The organism is Clostridium sp. LIBA-8841 (assembly GCF_057782475.1).
Window position 1 is genome coordinate 916,054 of record NZ_CM173488.1, and the last position, 19,400, is coordinate 935,453.

General features: G+C 28.3%; 19 protein-coding genes. 13 read left to right on the top strand and 6 right to left on the bottom strand.

Going from position 1 to position 19,400, the window contains the following annotated elements; translation table 11 throughout:
• The first annotated feature begins 77 nt into the window (after positions 1-77).
• From trpS to AC2A4K_RS03915, 9 genes are all read left to right on the top strand, one after another.
• On the top strand, positions 78-1,076 hold the full coding sequence (trpS, locus tag AC2A4K_RS03875; protein ID WP_322504277.1) for a tryptophan--tRNA ligase: 999 nt from the start codon (positions 78-80) through the stop codon (positions 1,074-1,076).
• A 697-nt stretch (positions 1,077-1,773) separates the two neighbouring features.
• Positions 1,774-2,886, top strand: coding sequence for an anaerobic sulfatase maturase (locus tag AC2A4K_RS03880; protein WP_322504276.1), 1,113 nt, complete (start codon positions 1,774-1,776; stop codon positions 2,884-2,886).
• 284 nt (positions 2,887-3,170) lie between these two features.
• Complete coding sequence (locus tag AC2A4K_RS03885) at positions 3,171-4,004, top strand: phosphate ABC transporter substrate-binding protein (RefSeq protein WP_322504275.1); 834 nt, start codon at positions 3,171-3,173, stop codon at positions 4,002-4,004.
• A 222-nt stretch (positions 4,005-4,226) separates the two neighbouring features.
• Positions 4,227-5,045 (top strand): phosphate ABC transporter substrate-binding protein, encoded by an 819-nt coding sequence (locus tag AC2A4K_RS03890; RefSeq protein WP_322504274.1) that lies wholly within the window; start codon positions 4,227-4,229, stop codon positions 5,043-5,045.
• A 78-nt stretch (positions 5,046-5,123) separates the two neighbouring features.
• Positions 5,124-6,011, top strand: a complete 888-nt coding sequence (pstC, locus tag AC2A4K_RS03895; RefSeq protein ID WP_322504273.1) for a phosphate ABC transporter permease subunit PstC — start codon at positions 5,124-5,126, stop codon at positions 6,009-6,011.
• Positions 6,012-6,013: 2 nt separating this feature from the next.
• Positions 6,014-6,835 (top strand): phosphate ABC transporter permease PstA, encoded by an 822-nt coding sequence (gene pstA, locus AC2A4K_RS03900; RefSeq protein ID WP_322504272.1) that lies wholly within the window; start codon positions 6,014-6,016, stop codon positions 6,833-6,835.
• A 17-nt stretch (positions 6,836-6,852) separates the two neighbouring features.
• Positions 6,853-7,614: a phosphate ABC transporter ATP-binding protein PstB gene (gene pstB / locus AC2A4K_RS03905; RefSeq protein WP_322504271.1), complete on the top strand. Its 762-nt coding sequence runs from the start codon at positions 6,853-6,855 to the stop codon at positions 7,612-7,614.
• A gap of 24 nt (positions 7,615-7,638) precedes the next feature.
• Positions 7,639-8,292 carry a phosphate signaling complex protein PhoU gene (gene phoU, locus AC2A4K_RS03910; protein WP_322504270.1) on the top strand — a complete coding sequence of 218 codons (654 nt, stop codon included), beginning with the start codon at positions 7,639-7,641 and terminating at the stop codon, positions 8,290-8,292.
• A 101-nt stretch (positions 8,293-8,393) separates the two neighbouring features.
• Complete coding sequence (locus tag AC2A4K_RS03915) at positions 8,394-9,086, top strand: response regulator transcription factor (RefSeq protein WP_322504269.1); 693 nt, start codon at positions 8,394-8,396, stop codon at positions 9,084-9,086.
• Between the two features lie 178 nt (positions 9,087-9,264).
• Here AC2A4K_RS03915 and AC2A4K_RS03920 read toward each other — a convergent pair whose 3' ends face one another.
• From AC2A4K_RS03920 to AC2A4K_RS03945, 6 genes are all read right to left on the bottom strand, one after another.
• Positions 9,265-9,888, bottom strand: coding sequence for a DUF3793 family protein (locus AC2A4K_RS03920; RefSeq protein ID WP_322504268.1), 624 nt, complete (start codon positions 9,886-9,888; stop codon positions 9,265-9,267).
• A gap of 40 nt (positions 9,889-9,928) precedes the next feature.
• The gene (locus tag AC2A4K_RS03925; protein WP_322504267.1) at positions 9,929-10,345 is read right to left on the bottom strand and encodes a flavodoxin; all 417 of its coding nucleotides are present in this window, start codon (positions 10,343-10,345) and stop codon (positions 9,929-9,931) included.
• A 471-nt stretch (positions 10,346-10,816) separates the two neighbouring features.
• Positions 10,817-11,281, bottom strand: a complete 465-nt coding sequence (locus tag AC2A4K_RS03930; RefSeq protein WP_322504266.1) for a DUF3284 domain-containing protein — start codon at positions 11,279-11,281, stop codon at positions 10,817-10,819.
• A 169-nt stretch (positions 11,282-11,450) separates the two neighbouring features.
• Positions 11,451-13,109: a glutamine--tRNA ligase/YqeY domain fusion protein gene (locus AC2A4K_RS03935; RefSeq protein WP_322504265.1), complete on the bottom strand. Its 1,659-nt coding sequence runs from the start codon at positions 13,107-13,109 to the stop codon at positions 11,451-11,453.
• Positions 13,110-13,524: 415 nt separating this feature from the next.
• Positions 13,525-13,680 carry a zinc-ribbon domain-containing protein gene (locus AC2A4K_RS03940; protein ID WP_300348435.1) on the bottom strand — a complete coding sequence of 52 codons (156 nt, stop codon included), beginning with the start codon at positions 13,678-13,680 and terminating at the stop codon, positions 13,525-13,527.
• Positions 13,681-13,827: 147 nt separating this feature from the next.
• Entirely contained in the window at positions 13,828-14,916 is a 1,089-nt protein-coding gene (locus AC2A4K_RS03945) for a GerAB/ArcD/ProY family transporter (protein ID WP_322504264.1), read from the bottom strand.
• 96 nt (positions 14,917-15,012) lie between these two features.
• Here AC2A4K_RS03945 and AC2A4K_RS03950 point away from each other — a divergent pair, with 96 nt between their 5' ends.
• The 4 genes from AC2A4K_RS03950 to AC2A4K_RS03965 all read left to right on the top strand — a co-directional run bounded on the left by AC2A4K_RS03950 (position 15,013) and on the right by AC2A4K_RS03965 (position 19,283).
• Positions 15,013-16,434 carry a spore germination protein gene (locus tag AC2A4K_RS03950; RefSeq protein ID WP_322504263.1) on the top strand — a complete coding sequence of 474 codons (1,422 nt, stop codon included), beginning with the start codon at positions 15,013-15,015 and terminating at the stop codon, positions 16,432-16,434.
• Positions 16,409-17,533, top strand: a complete 1,125-nt coding sequence (locus AC2A4K_RS03955) for a Ger(x)C family spore germination protein (protein ID WP_322504262.1) — start codon at positions 16,409-16,411, stop codon at positions 17,531-17,533. Before AC2A4K_RS03950 ends, AC2A4K_RS03955 begins: the two co-directional genes overlap by 26 nt.
• Before the next feature lie 125 nt (positions 17,534-17,658).
• A complete protein-coding gene (locus tag AC2A4K_RS03960) occupies positions 17,659-18,792 on the top strand; it encodes an AlbA family DNA-binding domain-containing protein (RefSeq protein ID WP_322504261.1) in 1,134 nt (377 codons plus the stop codon).
• 77 nt (positions 18,793-18,869) lie between these two features.
• Positions 18,870-19,283: a hypothetical protein gene (locus tag AC2A4K_RS03965; protein WP_322504260.1), complete on the top strand. Its 414-nt coding sequence runs from the start codon at positions 18,870-18,872 to the stop codon at positions 19,281-19,283.
• Positions 19,284-19,400: the final 117 nt, after the last annotated feature.

A 19,400-nucleotide genomic window follows, 5' to 3' on the forward strand; every position in this document is an offset into this window, starting at 1 on the left:
ATATAGTAATTAAAATAAAGGAGGTGTATCTGTCTCTTCATACAATTATATAATTTTAGTGAAAAGACAGAGTCATAATGGAAGATAAGAAAAAAGTTATTTTTAGTGGAATAAAACCATCAGGAGATTTGACATTAGGAAATTACTTAGGAGCAATAAAAAATTGGACTAAGTTACAAGAGGAATATGATTGCTATTTCTGTGTTGTTGACTTACATGCAATAACAGTAAAACAATTGCCAGCTGACTTAAGAAGAAGAACTTTAGAGGTTTTAGCTATATATATAGCTTCAGGTATAAATCCAGAAGAAAATACTTTATTTATTCAATCACATGTACCAGCTCATTCGGAAGCTTCATGGCTTTTAACATGCAATTCATACATGGGTGAATTAAACAGGATGACTCAATATAAAGATAAATCAAAGAAAATGGGAGATTCAATAGGAGCAGGATTATTTAACTATCCAGTTCTTATGGCTGCAGACATACTTTTATATAATGCTGACCTTGTTCCAGTTGGAAAGGATCAAATGCAACATTTAGAACTTGCTAGAGATATAGCTACTAGATTTAATAATACTTATAGCCCAACATTTACTATACCAGAAGGATATGTTCCAAAAGAGGGAGCAAAAATAATGGATTTACAAGATCCAAGTAAGAAAATGTCTAAATCAGATGCTAATCCAAATGGTTTCATATTAATAATGGATGAACCTAATGTTATAAGAAAGAAAATTTCAAGAGCTGTAACAGATAGCATTGGAGTTGTAAATTATACTGATGAACAACCAGGAGTTAAAAACTTAATAAATATTCTTTGTGCTATAAAAGGATATACTCCAGAAGAGGTTGTTGAAATGTATAATGGAAAAGGATATGCTGATTTTAAAAAGGATGTTGGAGAGGCAATAGTTGAAGAGCTAGCACCAGTTCAAGAAAAAGTTAAAGCTTTATTAGGAGATAAGAAAGCTTTAGAGGAAATATACAAAAAAGGTGCAGAAAAAGCAAACTATGTTGCAATGAAAACTCTTAGAAAAATGCAAAAGAAAATAGGATTAATTCCAAGATAGAAAAGCTCTATTAAGTAAAAGTTCGCTAGATATAGCTTAGTAATTGTTGAATTTCGTGAAGAATTTCTATTCATTCTTCCATAAATATAACTAAGGCTTCGAAACCCCCGATGGTCAAACAGTCTCAGATTTTTAACATTATATTTATTACAGAATAAATGAAATTCTAGTCACTTATGCAAGTATTACTTCGCTTATATCTAGCGAACTTTCTTTATGGAGCTTTTTATTGTTTATTAAGAAAATAGATCTTAAGTTTATCTAAAGCTGAAAAGCTTGATTCGCTTTAAGTGAAAGTTCAAATTTTTAATTTTGTACATTGAACTTACACATTTGAACGAAGTGAAAAGGTGCTCCATTTAGAAAAAAACTTCTTAAGGACAAATTCATTCAAATATCAGTTTTATATATGATGAATTTTTTTATAGAGTTTATTATAGGAGTTAGATATAAAAAGTAATAAATTAAGTTCTAATAACTTAGCTAGATAGAAATTTTCAATATAATTAGAAATTTTAGATTAAGCTATTTTTGTTTAAGTATATACGAGTTATATTAGAACGAAATTATAACCAATTATTAAAATATCTTAGATTATATATATGATAAACTTTATTCAAAGGAGTTTTTATAAGATTCATTTTGAGGATTAATAGATTGTTTAAATTATTTAGTAAAAATAAAAGGGGGAATTGGTATGCCACCATTAAGTTTGCTTATTAAGCCAGCTTCAAGTGGATGTAATTTAAAATGCACTTATTGTTTTTATCATTCTTTAAGTGACAATAGAAATGTTAAAAGCTATGGAGTTATGAGAGATGAAGTTTTAGAAAATATGGTCAAGAAAGTTTTAAATGAAGCTGATGAGCATTGTAGTTTTGCTTTTCAAGGAGGAGAGCCTACCTTAGCAGGACTAGAATTTTTTGAAAAGTTAATTGAGTTTCAGAAAAAGTATAATCATAAGAAGTTAAAAATATATAATAGTTTACAAACAAATGGAACTTTAATAGATGAAAAGTGGGCAAAATTTTTAAGCGAAAACAATTTTCTTGTGGGATTATCTATTGATGGTCCAAAAGAAATACATAATTTAAATAGAAAAGATTGTTTAGGGTTAGATACTTTTAATAAAGTAGAAAAGACAGCAGAGCTATTTAAAAAGTATAAAGTTAAATTTAATATATTATGTGTTGTTACTTCTAACACTGCTAAGCATACAAACAAAGTATATAAGTACTTTAAAGAAAAAGATTTTAGATTTATTCAATTTATAAATTGTCTTGATCCTTTATATGAGGAAAAAGGAAAGTATAAATATTCCCTTAAGATACAAGACTATACTAAATTTTTAAAAGAGTTATTTGATAATTGGTATAATGATTTTATTAAAGGCCATAGGATTAGTATCAGATATTTTGATAGCTTATTAGAAACAATTATATTTAGAAAGTCATCATCTTGTGGGATGAATGGGGCATGTACTTGTCAGTTTGTAGTAGAAAGTGATGGAAGTGTTTATCCTTGTGATTTTTATGTTTTAGATAAATGGAAACTCGGTAACATACAAGAAATGACAATGAGAGAACTATTTGAAACAAAAAGGAATCATGAGTTCATAAAATCATCATTCAAGGTAGATGAAGAATGTCAAAAATGCAAGTGGTTTACTCTTTGCAAAGGCGGATGTAGAAGATATAGAGATTCAAAAGAAGATTCTGAACTAAATCTAAACTACTACTGTCAAAGTTATAAAGAGTTCTTTGAATATGCATTACCTAGACTAATTAACGTAGCTAATACGATAAAGTAATATAGAGTTTGAAAAATTATATATTTAATTTTTATATAATAGTAAATAGTATTAGCAATTAAAATATAAAACTTATGAATAGTATGAAGAGAATGTCTGAATATATTAATAAATTTTATTTTAATTGTTTATAGACATAAAAGGCTAAGATGGATTTGGATTCTATTTTAGCCTTTATTTTTTTATTAACATGGACTTAACTTTAGCATAATTTCCTTTTAACATTGAGAAGATAATATAAGAGTGTACTCAATATTAACTGAGATTTTGGAGGGAAATTGAATATGTTTAAGAAGAGATTAATAGCAATTATAGGGACTATATTTATAGGTACAACAGCAATGATAGGATGTACTTCTTCAGGTGGGGCAACTAAATCTTCAAATGTTGTAGTAAGCGTATCAGGCTCAACTTCTGTAGGACCAGTTATGGAAGCTGAAGCTGAAGCTTTTAAAACTAAAAAACCTGATGTTTCTATAGAAATAAATCAGATAGGTTCATCAGCAGGTATTAAAAATGCTATGGATGGAGTTTCACAAATAGGCATGGCTTCTCGTGATCTTAAGCCAGAAGAAAAGCAAGCTGGTCTTAAAGAAGTAGAAATAGCTTATGATGGAATAGCATTAATAACTAATAAAAATAATCCAGTTAAGGATTTGACTATAGCCCAAATAAAAGATATATATACAGGCAAAATAACAAATTGGAAAGACGTAGGTGGGAAGGATGCACCAATAGTAGTTGTTTCAAGAGAAGATGGATCAGGAACAAGAGATGCTTTCCAAGAGATAGTAGGATTTAAGGCAGAAGAGCTAACTGTAAATTCTCAAATATCAGATGGTTCAGGAAACATAAAATCATTAGTTGGAGGAAATGAGAATGCAATTGGATACATATCATTTAGTTATGTAGATGATACTGTAAGTGCATTAAAAGTTGATGGGGTAGATGCAATACCAGAAAATGTTATAAACAAATCTTACAAAGTTTCAAGACCGTTCTTAGTTGTTTACAAGGAAGATTCTTTAACAGAATCAGGTAAGAGTTTTATAGATTTCATATTAAGTGAAGAAGGGCAAGATATCGTGTCTAAAGAACACTTAATAAAAATTAAATAGTTCGCTTATATATTTAATATACATTTATCCTAACGATAACTTAAAGTTATTGTTAGGATTTTTTCTATTTTTTTTTTACATAGATTTAACATAGAAATAATATTAACTTAACTTAAGAGAAATATCATTAATTTGTAAGCGAAATAAAAATAGAAAGTTAAATAAAAATAAATGATTAGATTTTAAATGTATATTAAATTGATATAAGCGGAGGATAAAAAAATGAATAGGAGAAGAATTATAGTTGCATTAATTAGCATTTTATCAATGGGTTTTTTAATGACAGGCTGTGGAGAAGGGTCAAGAGCAAATATAGTAAAAATTTCAGGGTCCAGTTCAGTAGGGCCAGTTATTGAGGTTGAGGCTGAAGCATTTAAAAATGAAATGCCTGAGGTGACTGTTGAGGTTAATCAATTAGGTTCATCAGCAGGAATTAAAGATGCTATAAATGGAACTGTAGAAATAGGAATTTCATCAAGAGATTTAAAAGAAAAAGAATTAGAGACTGGAATAAAAGAAAAACCTATTGCCTATGATGGAATGTCAGTAATAGTTAACAATGAGAATCCAGTACAAAATCTTACTATGGAACAAATAAAAGATATCTATACAGGAAAAATAACAAATTGGAAAGAAGTCGGAGGAGAAGATACTCCAATAGTATTAGTTTCAAGAGAAGATGGATCAGGAACAAGAGATGCTTTCCAAGAAATAGTTGGTTTTAATTCAGAAGAGATAAGTTCACAAGCACAAATATCAGATGGATCAGGAAGCATAAAGACTATGGTAGCAGGAAATAAGAATGCAATAGGATATATATCATTTAGTTATGTAGATGATTCAGTTCATGCAGTTAGTGTTGATGGAGTAAAACCTACATCAGAAAATGTACAAAATAAAACGTACAAGCTATCAAGGCCATTTTTATTAGTTTATAAAGAAGATAATTTAAGTGAAAATTCAAAGAAGTTTATAGATTTTATGATGACTAAAGAAGGACAAGAAATAGTAGAAGAGGAAGGATTAATAAGTGTAGGATAAGCTTATTAATTAAAAAGAATTAATTTGAAAAAAATGCGAAAGATATTATGGAAAGATCATTTTTAGGTGGAGGTAAATATGGAAGCTAAAAGTCAAAATAATAAGAATAAGTACTTTATAGAGAGCTTAACTGAAAAAATATTCTTAGTAAGTGCCTCAATAGCTGTAATAAGCTTACTTTTAATAATAGGATTTGTTTTTTATAAAGGATTAAGACCATTTATAATAGAAGGATATTCTTTTTGGGACTTTATATTTGGGACACAATGGATACCAAGTGCAAATAAATACGGAATATTACCTATGATAGTAGCTTCTTTAGGTGCTACAATAGGATCATTAATAATAGGAGTACCTATAGGAATATTAACAGCAATATTCATAGCAGAGATAGCACCCAAGAAAATAGCAAAGATTATGTCTGGAGCAGTAGAACTTTTAGCTGGAATACCATCTGTTTTATATGGGGTATTTGGATTGGCTGTAATAGTTCCTACAATACAAGATATATTTAACTTACCAAAAGGGCAAAGTTTATTAGCTGTAATAATAGTATTAGCCATAATGATGTTACCAACTGTTATCACAGTTTCAGAGACAGCCATAAGAGCCGTACCAAATGCATATAAAGAAGGATCATTGGCTTTAGGTGCATCAAAAACTGAAACAATATTCAAAGTTGTTGTACCAGCTGCTAAATCAGGAATAATGACAGGAGTAGTATTAGGTATAGGTAGGGCTATTGGAGAAACAATGGCAGTTATATTAGTAGCAGGTAATACACCGGTTATTCCAGGTTCTATAATGGATAGTGTAAGACCACTTACAACTAACATAGCTTTAGAGATGGGATATGCTTTTGGAACTCATCAAGAAATGTTATTTGCAACAGGAGTAGTATTATTTACATTCATATTAATACTAAACTTAGTGCTAAGTAAACTTTCCAACAAGGGTGGTAAATAAATATGAGAAAAGTTAAAGATAATATATTAAATGGATTAGTTTGGTTATCAGCAGCCTTTACAATTGGAATCCTTGTAATAATATTAGGATTTATATTCGTAAAAGGTATAGGAAAAATAAATTTATCATTTTTAACAAGTAACTATTCAGCAAGCGGTGGTGGAATATTACCAATGATAGTAACAACACTATGGACAGTTGTACTTTCATTAGCAGTAGCTACACCAATAGGAGTCTTAGCAGCGGTTTACTTACAAGAGTACGCTAAGCAAGGGAAAATGGTTAAGTTTATAAGATTTGCAACTGAGAGCTTAGCAGGAATTCCTTCAATCGTTTATGGGTTATTCGGAGGTATATTCTTTGTAGTTGCTTTAAAAATGGGATACTCAATTCTAGCAGGATCATTGACAGTATCAATAATAATTTTACCTGTAATAATTAGAACAACAGAAGAGGCATTAAAAACTGTGCCTGAATCATATAGAGAGGCTTCTTTAGGATTAGGAGCTACAAAGTTTCAAACTTTATATAAAGTAATATTACCAAGTGCAATGCCTGGAATACTTTCAGGAGTAATATTATCAATTGGACGTATAATTGGAGAGTCAGCAGCCATATTACTTACTGCTGGAACTGTTGCACAAATGCCAAAGGGAATTTTCTCAAGCGCAAGAACACTTACAGTTCAAGCTTACCTTGTAACAAAGGAAAAAGGAGATATAGAAACAGCAGCTGCGGTTGGAATAGTGCTTATAGTAATAATATTAGCTTTAAATATTTCAGCTAAGTTAATAGCTAAAAAGTTCAATAAGGCAAACTATTAATTTAAGGTGGTATTAAGATGAGTGATAAAAAAACAAAAATTCAAGTAAGAGATTTAGATCTATTTTACGCAAGCAATCATGCTTTAAAGAAAATTAATATAGATATAAAAGAAAACGAAGTTACAGCATTAATAGGACCTTCAGGATGTGGTAAATCAACTTTTCTTCGTACTTTAAATAGAATGAACGATTTAATTCCTATAGTTAGAATCGAAGGTGAAATACAAGTTGATGGAAAAGATATATACAAAGATGATGATGTTATAGCACTTCGTACTAAAGTAGGAATGGTATTCCAAAAACCTAATCTTTTCCCAATGAGTATATATGATAATGTTGCTTATGGACCAAGAGTACATGGAATAAAAGATAAAAAAGTTTTAGATAAAATTGTTGAAGATAGTTTAAGAGATGCAGCTATATGGGATGAAGTTAAAAACAGACTTAAATCATCTGCATTAGGTCTTTCAGGAGGACAACAACAAAGAATATGTATTGCTAGAGCAATAGCTATGAATCCGGAGATAATTCTTATGGATGAACCAACATCAGCTTTAGACCCAATTTCAACATTAAAAGTAGAAGAGCTTATAAGAAAGCTTGAAGATAAATATACTATAGTAATAGTAACACATAACATGCAACAGGCAGCTCGTATATCAGACAAAACAGCATTTTTCTTAAATGGAGAGCTTGTAGAATTTAGTGATACTAATACAATATTCACAAATCCAAGAGATAAAAGAACTGAGGACTATATAACAGGAAGATTTGGCTAAAAATATAAGGGGTGATTAGAAAAAATGAGTATAGATGATTTAAGAGTAAGCATAAAAGAGCTAAAGGCAGAAACTAAACAAATGATGGAACTATGTGAAATAGCAATAGAAAAATCAGTAGACTCAATAGTTAATAAGGACTTGGCTCTTGCTAGAGAAGTTATAAAAATGGATGATGAAATAGATAACTTAAGGAATAAAATAATTGAAAAATCTATAGAGTTAACGGCATTAAAACAACCAATGGCTAAGGATTTAAGAAATATATATGCTTTATCAACTATAGTTACTGATCTTGAAAGAGTAGGAGACTATTCAGTTAACATAGCTATGGAAACAATAAAAATAGATAGTGAAGATCATATTACAGGTATGGTCGGCATACCTAAAATGAAATCAGTTTGTTTAAATATGTTAAAAGATGCTAAGAATGCTTTAGACAGCAATGAAACAAAATTAGCTTATGATGCAGCATTAGAGGATAATATTGTTGATGATTTATATAACGATGTATATGTAAATTTATTATCAGCAATGCATAAGGATCCTAATAATATAAACCAAGGGGTTAAGTTAATATTTGTTGCTAGATATTTAGAGAGAATAGGTGATCACATAACAAATGTTTGTGAGAACATAGTTTACGCCATAAAAGGTGATATGACTGAACTAGGATAATAATCTAAAGATATATCATGTAATGGTATATCTTTTTTTGTTTTCAATATTGTGATAAGCTATAAAATAGGGTAGTGTTTTGGGTAAAGGAGGGACAGAGTATGACTAACAAAAAAGTCCTAATAGTAGATGATGAGGAACATATTAGAGAACTTATAAAATTTAACTTAAAAAAAGAAGGATATGATACAGCAGTAGCTGTTAATGGAACTGAAGCGCTAAAAATTATAAAAGAAAGTAAATTTGATTTAATACTTTTAGATTTAATGCTACCAGAAATTGATGGATTAGAGGTTTGTAAAGAAATTAGAAGAAATGAAGAAACTGCAGACATTCCAGTAATGATGATTACAGCAAAAGGTGAAGAGTTTGATAAAGTTTTAGGCTTAGAACTTGGAGCAGATGACTATATAACAAAGCCATTTTCGATTAGAGAACTTATGGCTAGAATAAAAGCTTTACTTAGAAGAAGTAATGTTAAGAAGGAAGAGAATATAACCAAATTTGGAGATATTGTAGTTAACTTCCAAACAAGGGAAGTAACAAAAGAATCAAAGAATGTGGAATTAACTCTAAAAGAGTTTGAACTTTTAAAGCTTCTTATAAAGAATAAAGGTAATATCTTAACAAGAGAGCTTTTACTAGATAAAATATGGGGTTATGAATACATAGGAGAAACAAGAACTGTTGATGTTCATATTAGACATTTACGTAAAAAGATTGAAAGTGATGACAAAAACCCACAGTATATTCAAACCATAAGAGGTGTAGGATATAAGTTCACAAGCAATTAATAATATACTTATTATTTATTTAAGATTATTATGATAAATTTTCAAATCAACATATAATAAATTCTCTAAAGATTTTAAGAGATATTTTAAATAGATACTATTTTAAAATAGAGCTAAAACTAAAAATAAAACCACTCAGAAAATGGCAGAAATCTGAGTGGTTTTTTAGCAATGAGAGTTAAATGTTAAATTTATATACATTATTCATCAAGTTATAAACTTCTTTTAAATCTTTACCTGCAAGTAAATGATTCATTACAATTTCTTTTGAACTATCATAAAGTTCAAAAATCCTTTGAGCTTTTTTTTCTTCTTCGTATACTTTCCAATAACCACAAAGTAAGCATTTACTTTCAGAGCATTCCATGAAACATTTTACATCTTCAACAGGAATGCCTAAAAATATTCCTAATTCATGTGGACAATGAAAAGTAGAGTATCTATTAATTAAATGATTTAAAATATCATCTAAACTCATTTCTAAATTATAGCCGAGTTTTTCTAGAAAATCCATTGAAGACGTTCTATATATTGTATTCATTAAGTTTATCTCATCATAGATAAGAATAACTTTTGCATTGTTAGTTTCTCTAAGCAAAACATATTTTAGTTGAAGATCATTTAAGAAATCTTCACCATACATGTTCCAAAGTTTAAATAAATTATGACCTTGTTTTGAAAGAGTAATGGTGGAAGAAGGTTTAATCCCTGTTATTACAGGAGAAATTAAATATGATATAAAAGATCTCATGTATTTTTCGTTGTTAAGAGTTTCTAAGAGATTAATAAATTTAGTATTCATTTACTTACTTCCACCTTTCTTTTAAATAAGTCTAATTTAATTAAAGTGCCTTACCAGCATCTTTACATTTATCTATATCTTGCCCTTCAGGATTATTATTAACGATTATTGTATTAATTATACTTGCGCCGTAATCTTCCATTCTATCTTTCCAATTATCCATCCATTCACCAGTTCCCCAGTCATATGAACCGAATAAAAGAGTAGGCTTTCCAGATACAAGTCCTGAAATTTCTTCAACAAATGGATCCATTTCTCCTTCTTCTATTACTTCACATCCCATAGCTGGTGATCCTAAAGCTAATACATCACATTCTTCAACATCCTTTGTAGAAGCATCTGAAACATTTAGAAGTTTTACATCTAAACCATTTTCTTTAGCTCCTTCTGCTATAAGATTAGCCATAGTTTCTGTATTTCCTGTTCCTGACCAATAAATAATGTTTAATTTTTTCATATATATCACCTCATAAATTAAATCTTTTTAATTGTTAATGAAAATCAATTTCAATTAGTTTATGTCATTATAATACAATAAGAATATAAAGATGTCAATAATAAATGATAATAATTTTCAATAAACTTTTTTATTTAATAATTGAATTACTTAAAGAGTAGAATTGTAGTGTATTAAGAATTAGAGAAACTCCACTAAAATTCAGAGTTTGTGTAAATTCTCTCTGAATTAAATTAAATTTTATATAAGTAAGAGTAATAAATAGAGTTAAGAAGTTTTTGCTTATTTTTATAAAAATACAATCTAATTATGTTACATTATATAAGTTCGATATGCCAAATTAAAAGTAGAGATTTTCAGTTGAAATTAAGTTGAATCTGAAAATATAGGTAAGAATCCATATTCATGTAAAATATAACTAAAGATTAAAATAACTGAGCAAAGATAATACTTTAACTCAGTTAATAATAATTAATCAGTTTTTTTTGTACTACGTTCAATATTTTCTTTTCTTCTTTTAAGTTCCTCATTTAATCCTTGAACAAAGTATTGAAATCTTGTTCTAATACTTTTTTTATATAAAAATTTATGCATAACATTATTTAGCATACCAAATATTCCTGACACCGTTTGTTCTTCTTTTAATGTAAGTCTACAACTAGAATCATCTATTTTTTCAAATATATAAGTAGAAGAGTATTCACTAGTATCTGTTACTGTTTTAATAGAATAGACTTCATTTTCCTTAAAGTCAGTTATTGTTATTGTAGCCTCAGCTTTTTTCTTAGAATAATTACCAATCTCTCTTTTGGTTGATGTTCCTATTGGGTTTTTTATATCAAGTTTTGGAAAATCTCTTTTAGCAGTTTTTATGAATATTGCAAATACCTCTTCAACAGGGTAATTAATTACAGTTTTATTTACGAATTCAAGCATAGTTACCTCCTAAATTTATATCTTATGTTACATATTTATGTTTTAAAATTTTGAATAAGTATATATATAATTATAAAATAATTTTAAGAGAAAGTAATATAAATTTCTATTGAATTATTTTATATATAATTAATAAGTAATAAAAAAGACCACAAATGTGGTCTTTTTATTATTTTAATTTAAATGAACTCTTTAATGAAACTATTCTATTAAATACTAAATTATCATCACTTGTAAAGTTAGGGTCAACATTGAAGTAACCATGTCTAAATAATTGATATTTATCTTGAGGTTTAGCAACTTTAGCACTTGGCTCAATGAATCCATTACATACAGTTAATGAATTAGGATTTATTTGCTCAAGGAAGTGCTTTCCTTCATTTTCTTCACAATCATCTAAGATTAATGGTTCATATAATCTAAATTCAGCCGGGATACAGTTATTAGCATCAACCCAGTGGATTGTTCCTTTAACTTTTCTTCCAGTGAATCCAGTTCCACTCTTAGTTTCTGGATCATAAGTACAGTGGATTTCTGTAACTTCTCCATTTTCGTCTTTTATAACTTCGTTACATTTTACAAAATAAGCACCTTTTAATCTTACTTCGTTTCCTGGGAATAATCTGAAATATTTCTTTGGAGGATTTTCCATGAAATCTTCTCTTTCAATATAAAGTTCTCTTGAGAATGTAACAGCTCTTTTTCCTGCAGATTCATCTTTAGGATTGTTTTCTATTTCAAGAACCTCTGATTCTCCTTCAGGATAGTTTGTTATAACTAATTTAAGTGGGTTTATAACAGCCATAGCTCTTGGAGCAGTTTCTTGAAGATCTTCTCTTATGAAATGCTCAAGCATTTGAGAATCAACTGTAGAATCTGCTTTAGCAACACCTATAGCTTTACAGAAGTTTCTTATTGACTTAGGAGTATAACCTCTTCTTCTAAGTCCAGCAACAGTAGGCATTCTTGGGTCATCCCATCCATCAACTATACCTTCATCAACTAATTGCTTTAATTTTCTTTTACTCATAACAGTATTTGTGATGTTAAGTCTTGCAAACTCAATTTGTCTTGGAACACTTTCCATTTCACATTCTTCAACGAACCAATCATATAGTGGTCTGTGATCAGCAAACTCTAAAGTACAAATAGAGTGAGTTATTCCTTCTATAGCATCCTCTAATGGATGAGCAAAATCATACATAGGGTAGATGCACCACTTATCACCAGTGTTATGGTGGCTAGCATGAGCTATTCTATAGATTATAGGATCTCTGAAGTTTATATTAGGTGAACTCATATCTATTTTAGCTCTTAAAACTTTAGAACCATCTTCAAATTCGCCTTTTCTCATTCTTTCGAATAAATCTAAGTTTTCTTCAACAGATCTATTTCTATATGGACTTTCCTTACCAGGCTCAGTAAGTGTACCTCTATATTCTTTAATTTCTTCTGGAGTTAAATCACAAACGTAAGCTTTACCTTTTTTGATTAAAAGTATAGCTCTTTTGTACATTTCATCAAAGTAGTTTGATGCGAAATGTAGTTCACTCCAGTTATAGCCTAACCAGTTAACATCTTCTTTTATTGATTCAACGTATTCAGTATCCTCTTTAGTAGGATTAGTATCGTCAAATCTTAGGTTAGTTCTTCCATTGAACTCTTTTCCTAATTCAAAGTTTAAAACTATAGACTTTGCATGACCTATATGTAGATATCCATTAGGCTCAGGTGGAAAACGAGTTATTATTGTATCATGTTTTTTGCTATCTAAATCATCTATTATTATGTTTCTTATAAAATTTGATGAGTGTTCAGCATTTGACATTGTTTATCATCCCTTTTCTCTCATTTTTATATACTCATAAATATACCATAAAAAGCTAAATCTATCTATAATATATTAAAAATTTGAGTATATAGTTTAAAATAAAATATATATAATTAAATTGAAACTTTAAATATTTAAAAAATAAAGTAATAATATGTATCCTATGGAATTTTTAATGCTAAATTAAACGGAATTTAACAAGAAGTTTTTTAAGCTTATTAAATCTAATTATGAATGTGTACTTTAACAAAAAAGTAGAAAAACAATTATATTAAAGTAGGTATATAAATCATAAGTTAGATTGCTTTATATAATATTTCCAAATAAGATTAATTTTATGAACTAGAAATGAAAAAAGTTCTGCAGAATGCAGAACTTTTTAATTTATGAATAAACTTGCGTTAATTATCAATTATCTATTCATTTTTTGAGCTTTTCTTGCTTTTCTGCAAGCTGGGCATCTAACTGGATCGTTTTCGAATCCTTTTTCTTTGAAGAACTCTTGCTCTCCTACAGTGAATACGAAATCCTTTCCACAGTCTTTACAAACTAAATTCTTATCTTCCATTTCTTTTACCTCCTGTAAAATTTACTAGGTACGTTTAAAATCTATACTATAAAACTAAATTTTACAGGACAGAAATAAAGTACATATCTACTAAATTTTATTTTATATATAAATTATATCATATAGAAAAAAGAATACAATACTTTTTTATTCCAAATACTTAAATTTCTGGCGCTTAAAATTAGCTATTGTATATATGATAATTGGGCATATAAAGAACACCCCTAAAAGTATGTATTGGTAGTACTTTAACAGTATAAATAGAATGTATATATTCTTAGACATAAAGAAAGAAAATCCATATACTATTAAAGAAATTAGTGCTATAAAATTACGCTTATATTTTACTCTATCTTTCCAAATTGTATATAAAGAAAATATGGTTATTAGATATTTAACAACCCAGGATAATATAGAAGAAATCATAACAAAAACATTACCATTCTCTACGAAACCTCCAAAATAAATTCTTTGAGCTTGAACGAACTGAGGATAGAATATGTTTGATGCTCTCAAAGAACCAAATGTTGCTATAAGCATTGTAACAAATAAAGCACAAGCAACACATGTTAAAAATATTGTGTTCATTGAGACTTTTTTTAGATTCTCCTTATCGTCTATTCTTGGAATGATAGGGAGTACTATAGCCAAACTTGATAAAGAGCCTAGTTGGCTTAAGGCACAAAGCGTATATTCTGAAATTCTTCTATCTTTAAATATAGGAAGAAGTAATGTGTAGTCTATATATTGAATGTTTAGCAATGCTAACATTAAATTTATTGCTATTACAATACTTATTGAGACTATACATATTATAAGTATGCTATTAAATCTGTTTTTCCCTATTAGAAACACGGTAATTATAAAGAAAAATAAACAATACCATGTTGGTGTTTCAAGAAAAATATTAACGTTTATAGAAGTAGAACTAACAGAAGCTGATTCTATACATACCAATATTAAAGTTAAAGAAAATATTAATATATAAATGTTGCCAAAGGTTTTGCCAAGAACAATGTAGCAAGTCTCCTTAAAATCATAGTAGTTTATTTTAGATATTATATTAAAAATATAGAAAGCTACAAAGAAGAAAACAACTCCAGATACTATAGTGAAAATCCAAGAATCTCTTCCCCCTATTTTTATAAATAATGATGTATAGTTCACTAAAGATGTACTTATTGCGGCAACAATAAAAAATATAAAATGCCTTGCAGTTAGCTTTCCCAAAGACATCACCTCATTTCTTTTATAATTTCAAAGTTTAGTATTCTCAAAATAATGAATATTAAACATAATACTAGCGGATAATATTTTTGGGTGATAAATAAAATGCAAAAAGAATTAGAATTTCTAAAGGAAAAATTAAAAGACAGCTTTGATGTTAAATATAGGGAGGTGGATACTGCTTTAGGACCAGCCACAATTGTTTTTATGGATGTTTTATGTTCTACTCAATTTATTAGTGAGTACATAGTAAAGCCATTAACCTTAGTAAAAGATGGCATAAATAATGAGTATGATGTTATGACTAAGGTTATAGATATAAACATAACAAACTGGTCTAAGGATAAAAATGATACATTACTACATGTCTTATCTGGAGATGTAGTAATAATATTTAAAAATTACGATAAGGTAATATATTGTGAAACAAAGGGATATACGAGAAGAAGTGTTGGAATTCCAATAACAGAGGCAGTAATAAAAGGACCAAGAGAAGGATTCAATGAGGCCTTTGTTGATAATGTTACTTTATTAAGAAGAAGAATAAAAAATCATAATTTGAAATTTGAACCATTATATGTAGGAAAAGATACTCAAACAGTAGTATGCATATCTTATATAAAAAATAAGGCTCCAAAAGAGTTGGTTGATGAAATAAGAGAAAAGATAAAAAACCTAGATTATAATTTTATATTGGATACAAATTATATTGAAGCTAAGCTTAGAGAGGATAGGACTTTATTTGATACAGTTGGATATACAGAAAAAGCAGATGAGGTTGCGGCTAAGTTGCTAGAAGGAAGAATTGCAATAATAGTTGATGGTACACCTTTCGTTCTTACAGTACCATTCTTTTTTATAGAGAACTTTCAAACACCAGATGATTATTATTTAAATAGGTATTTTACTAGTTTTACTAGAATTTTAAGATGGATTGCCTTTTTTATTGCTATGTTTTTACCAGGAATTTATGTTGCATTAGTTACGCATCATTTTTCTGTATTACCTAGTTTATTTATTTTTAGGTTAGCTGTTGCTAGGGCAGGAGTTCCGTTTCCTATAGTGGCAGAGGTTATAATAATGATGTTATTATTTCAAATAATAAAAGAAGCAGGATTAAGGTTACCTCAACCTATAGGAACTTCCATGAGTTTAGTTTCAGGATTGATTTTAGGAGATGCTGCTGTAGGAGCAGGTATTGCTTCAAGAGTAACAATTGTAGTTGTGGCATTAGCCGCAGTTTGTTATTTCTTAATTCCAAAGCTTTATGGTCCGGTTTCTGTATGGAGTATAGGAATAGTAGTTTTAGCCGCACTTTTTGGAGTTCCGGGTATTGTCTTAATAAGTGTTGTACTAATATCTCATTTGGCAAACCTAAGAAGTTCCAAGTATCCATACTTATTCCCACTAGGAACCTTAAATAGTTATAAGTTTAAGGATATCATTACTAGAGGAAGATTAGATGAAATATCAAAAGATATAGTTAGCAAGGATGGTAAAAATGAACCTAAAGAAAGTTATAGCTAGTTTACTAAGTATAATAATTATGTCAGTCATGTTTATTGGTTGCTATAATTATAAAGATATAAATAAGGTTACCTTTGTAACAAGTATTATATTTGATGAAAGTGAAGTAGGAAATATATATATATATTTAGATTGTGTAAAACCTTATAGAAGTTCAAACGAAAGTTCAGATAAGGGTAGAAGAGTTCTGTATAAGGGTTCTGGAAAAACAGTTTTAGAAGCTATGAAAGAGATAAATATGTATTCTAGTAGTAAGTTGGATTTTACTCAATGTAAAGGATATATATTCACAGAAAAAGCAGCAAAAAATGGTATAAGAAAATACATAGATATTATAAATAAGAATCAAGAATTTATGATTAGACCATATATGTTTGTTTTATTTGGTTCTCCTGAAGAACTTTTAAATGATGTTACTGTAGATGAAGAATATTTAGGAGTTTTTATTGATGAGTTAGTTCAAAAATCTAACAGGAGTTCTAGAGTTATAGCTATTGATGCTAATGATTATTTAGAAACTAGAACCAATTATGGAAATTTAATGGTTTTAGGTGCCTTAAGTATAAGAGATGATATGAATGAGAAAAAATTAGAATTAAGTGGAGGTGCTTTACTAAAAAATGAAGTTTTAGTAAGACGAATAACTGCTGAAGAAGGAATGAGCTATAATATTTTAATAGGAGAATTAAAAGATGGAACTTTAGAAGTTATGAATCCACAAGATCCAAATACATTTGTAACATTAAATATATCTAATGCTCGTACTAAAACATCCTTAAGTTATGATGGAGAAAATATAGTTCTACATAAAGATATAAAAATTAAATGTTCAATTGGTGAATCACAATCAAGACTTATTGTTAATGAGAAGGTAATAAATATCTTAGAGTTAGAAGAAGGAGCTACAATAAAGCAATATTTAGAAATCCTGTTTGGTAATTTTAAAGAAAGTGGAATAGATATTGTTAATGTTGGAAACTTATTCTATAGAAAATACCCTGATGAAGTTTTATTAAAAGACCCTATAACTATAACTAATTTAGAGGTTAATGTTAATGTTGAAATTGATGGAACAACAATTACAGGAAATACACTCTAAAATAATTATAATATAAGGAATTAAAATGAACCCATGGAATATAATGTTCTATGGGTTTTAAATTTGTGCTATATTTTATTTAAAGTATTAGGTCGTAAACAGAGCTTATTAAGAAGAGGGTTGTTATGGATAAAAATAAGTTAAGAAATTTGATAAAGAAAAATGAATATGAAAAGTTAGACTTTAAGCTAAAAATAGAGCTTTTCACAGAAAGTGCAAAAAAGGAATTGGCTAAGGATATATGCGCTATAGCAAATTCTAGAGGGGGAAGAGGCTATATAATAATTGGGGTTGAAGATAAGACAAAAAGGATTGTTGGAGTTGAGGCTGATTATCTTTCAGAGGAAAGAGTTCAACAAGTAGTAGCATCAAGAATTGAGCCACCAGTACCTGTTAGTTTAGAGGAATGCTTTTTAGATGGTAAGAGATTATTAGTAATAGTAATCTTTAATAGTTATCAAAAGCCATATCAAATTAGAGAAAATGGAGCTTTTTATATAAGAAGGGGATCAACCACTGATATTATGAGGAAACAGGAGCTTCTTTCTGAGTTTCAAAAGGGAATAAGCTTTAATTTAGAGACCTGCCCAATTGTTAATAGCAACATAGAATTTTTAAATGAAGAACTTGTAAATAGATATTTTCACTTAAAGGGCATTAAGGTTTCAAAGGAAAATAGAGAATTTTTATTAAGTAGTAGCAATATAATTTATAAAAATAGTATTTCTGGAAAATCAATGTGTACATTAGGAGGGTTATTAGTATTCTCTGATGTAAATAATCTATATGTGCCACATAATATGATAAAGATAAGAAGTTTATTAGGTAATGGACAAACCTTTATAATAAGAGGAAATATTTTAGATATGATGAAGAATGCTGAGAAAAAAATAAGAGAGATAGTACCTAATGAATATCCCGTAGCTTTAATAGTTGACACTATAAGAAATATTATGATTTATAGAGATTATTCTCAATATAATAAAATAATTGAAATTGTACTAGGAAATAAGGACTTAACTATATACTGCCCAGGTGAAATTGTAAAAAGATATAAAGATGGGCGTTTAGGATATGTAAAAAGGAATATGTGGATATATGAAAAAATAATAAGTTTAGATAGTAGAGATGGAGAAATGAATTATAACTTAGGAGGAAAAGAAATAAAAGAAAGCTTTACTAACAATGTAAGAGTTATAGAGATTAATGAGGAAAATATAACTAAATTTATATTTAATAAATATAGCACAATAGGTTAATAATTTTAAAAAGTTCTGAATATTATATATAAAGGAAGTTTTTACCTGATTAAAATTATTATTAAGGGGTGGTAAAGATGATTCAATTATTCTTTAACCAAAGAGGTGCTGGAAAAAGCAAAAATTTAGTTAAGCTAGCTAATGAGGAGATTGAAAAATCAAAAGGAAGTATTATATTTATTGACGATGATAATAAAAGAATGCTTCAATTAAACAAAAAGGTTAGGCTTATACCTATGAACAATTACTGTGTAAATAGCTATGAACAGTTTTATGGTTTCTTACAAGGAATAGTCTCTAGAGATTATGATATTGAAAGCATATATATTGATAGCATAGCGAATATTTTAGAGGATGTAAATTTAGAAGAATTAGAAAGTTATTTAGAGAGAATAGAACTTATGAGTAGAGAATTAGATGTAAACGTATTTGTAACTGTTCATGGTGATATAGAAAGAATGTCTGAAAATATAAAAAAGTATGTGGCGTAAAGATTAGCTAGTTTAGAAAATAATTTGTTTTATATAGATTATTGTAGTATTTATAAAATATTTAATACTATAAGTAGAATAAGAACTATAATTAAAAGTTATAGTTCTTATTTTTTT

Excerpts from the sequence above, each read along its gene's own strand:
- trpS (WP_322504277.1), top strand. The coding sequence starts at position 78 with ATGGAAGATAAGAAAAAAGTTATTTTTAGTGGAATAAAACCATCAGGA.
- AC2A4K_RS03880 (WP_322504276.1), top strand. The coding sequence starts at position 1,774 with ATGCCACCATTAAGTTTGCTTATTAAGCCAGCTTCAAGTGGATGTAAT.
- AC2A4K_RS03885 (WP_322504275.1), top strand. The coding sequence starts at position 3,171 with ATGTTTAAGAAGAGATTAATAGCAATTATAGGGACTATATTTATAGGT.
- AC2A4K_RS03890 (WP_322504274.1), top strand. The coding sequence starts at position 4,227 with ATGAATAGGAGAAGAATTATAGTTGCATTAATTAGCATTTTATCAATG.
- pstC (WP_322504273.1), top strand. The coding sequence starts at position 5,124 with ATGGAAGCTAAAAGTCAAAATAATAAGAATAAGTACTTTATAGAGAGC.
- pstA (WP_322504272.1), top strand. The coding sequence starts at position 6,014 with ATGAGAAAAGTTAAAGATAATATATTAAATGGATTAGTTTGGTTATCA.
- pstB (WP_322504271.1), top strand. The coding sequence starts at position 6,853 with ATGAGTGATAAAAAAACAAAAATTCAAGTAAGAGATTTAGATCTATTT.
- phoU (WP_322504270.1), top strand. The coding sequence starts at position 7,639 with ATGAGTATAGATGATTTAAGAGTAAGCATAAAAGAGCTAAAGGCAGAA.
- AC2A4K_RS03915 (WP_322504269.1), top strand. The coding sequence starts at position 8,394 with ATGACTAACAAAAAAGTCCTAATAGTAGATGATGAGGAACATATTAGA.
- AC2A4K_RS03920 (WP_322504268.1), bottom strand. The coding sequence starts at position 9,888 with ATGAATACTAAATTTATTAATCTCTTAGAAACTCTTAACAACGAAAAA.
- AC2A4K_RS03925 (WP_322504267.1), bottom strand. The coding sequence starts at position 10,345 with ATGAAAAAATTAAACATTATTTATTGGTCAGGAACAGGAAATACAGAA.
- AC2A4K_RS03930 (WP_322504266.1), bottom strand. The coding sequence starts at position 11,281 with ATGCTTGAATTCGTAAATAAAACTGTAATTAATTACCCTGTTGAAGAG.
- AC2A4K_RS03935 (WP_322504265.1), bottom strand. The coding sequence starts at position 13,109 with ATGTCAAATGCTGAACACTCATCAAATTTTATAAGAAACATAATAATA.
- AC2A4K_RS03940 (WP_300348435.1), bottom strand. The coding sequence starts at position 13,680 with ATGGAAGATAAGAATTTAGTTTGTAAAGACTGTGGAAAGGATTTCGTA.
- AC2A4K_RS03945 (WP_322504264.1), bottom strand. The coding sequence starts at position 14,916 with ATGTCTTTGGGAAAGCTAACTGCAAGGCATTTTATATTTTTTATTGTT.
- AC2A4K_RS03950 (WP_322504263.1), top strand. The coding sequence starts at position 15,013 with ATGCAAAAAGAATTAGAATTTCTAAAGGAAAAATTAAAAGACAGCTTT.
- AC2A4K_RS03955 (WP_322504262.1), top strand. The coding sequence starts at position 16,409 with ATGAACCTAAAGAAAGTTATAGCTAGTTTACTAAGTATAATAATTATG.
- AC2A4K_RS03960 (WP_322504261.1), top strand. The coding sequence starts at position 17,659 with ATGGATAAAAATAAGTTAAGAAATTTGATAAAGAAAAATGAATATGAA.
- AC2A4K_RS03965 (WP_322504260.1), top strand. The coding sequence starts at position 18,870 with ATGATTCAATTATTCTTTAACCAAAGAGGTGCTGGAAAAAGCAAAAAT.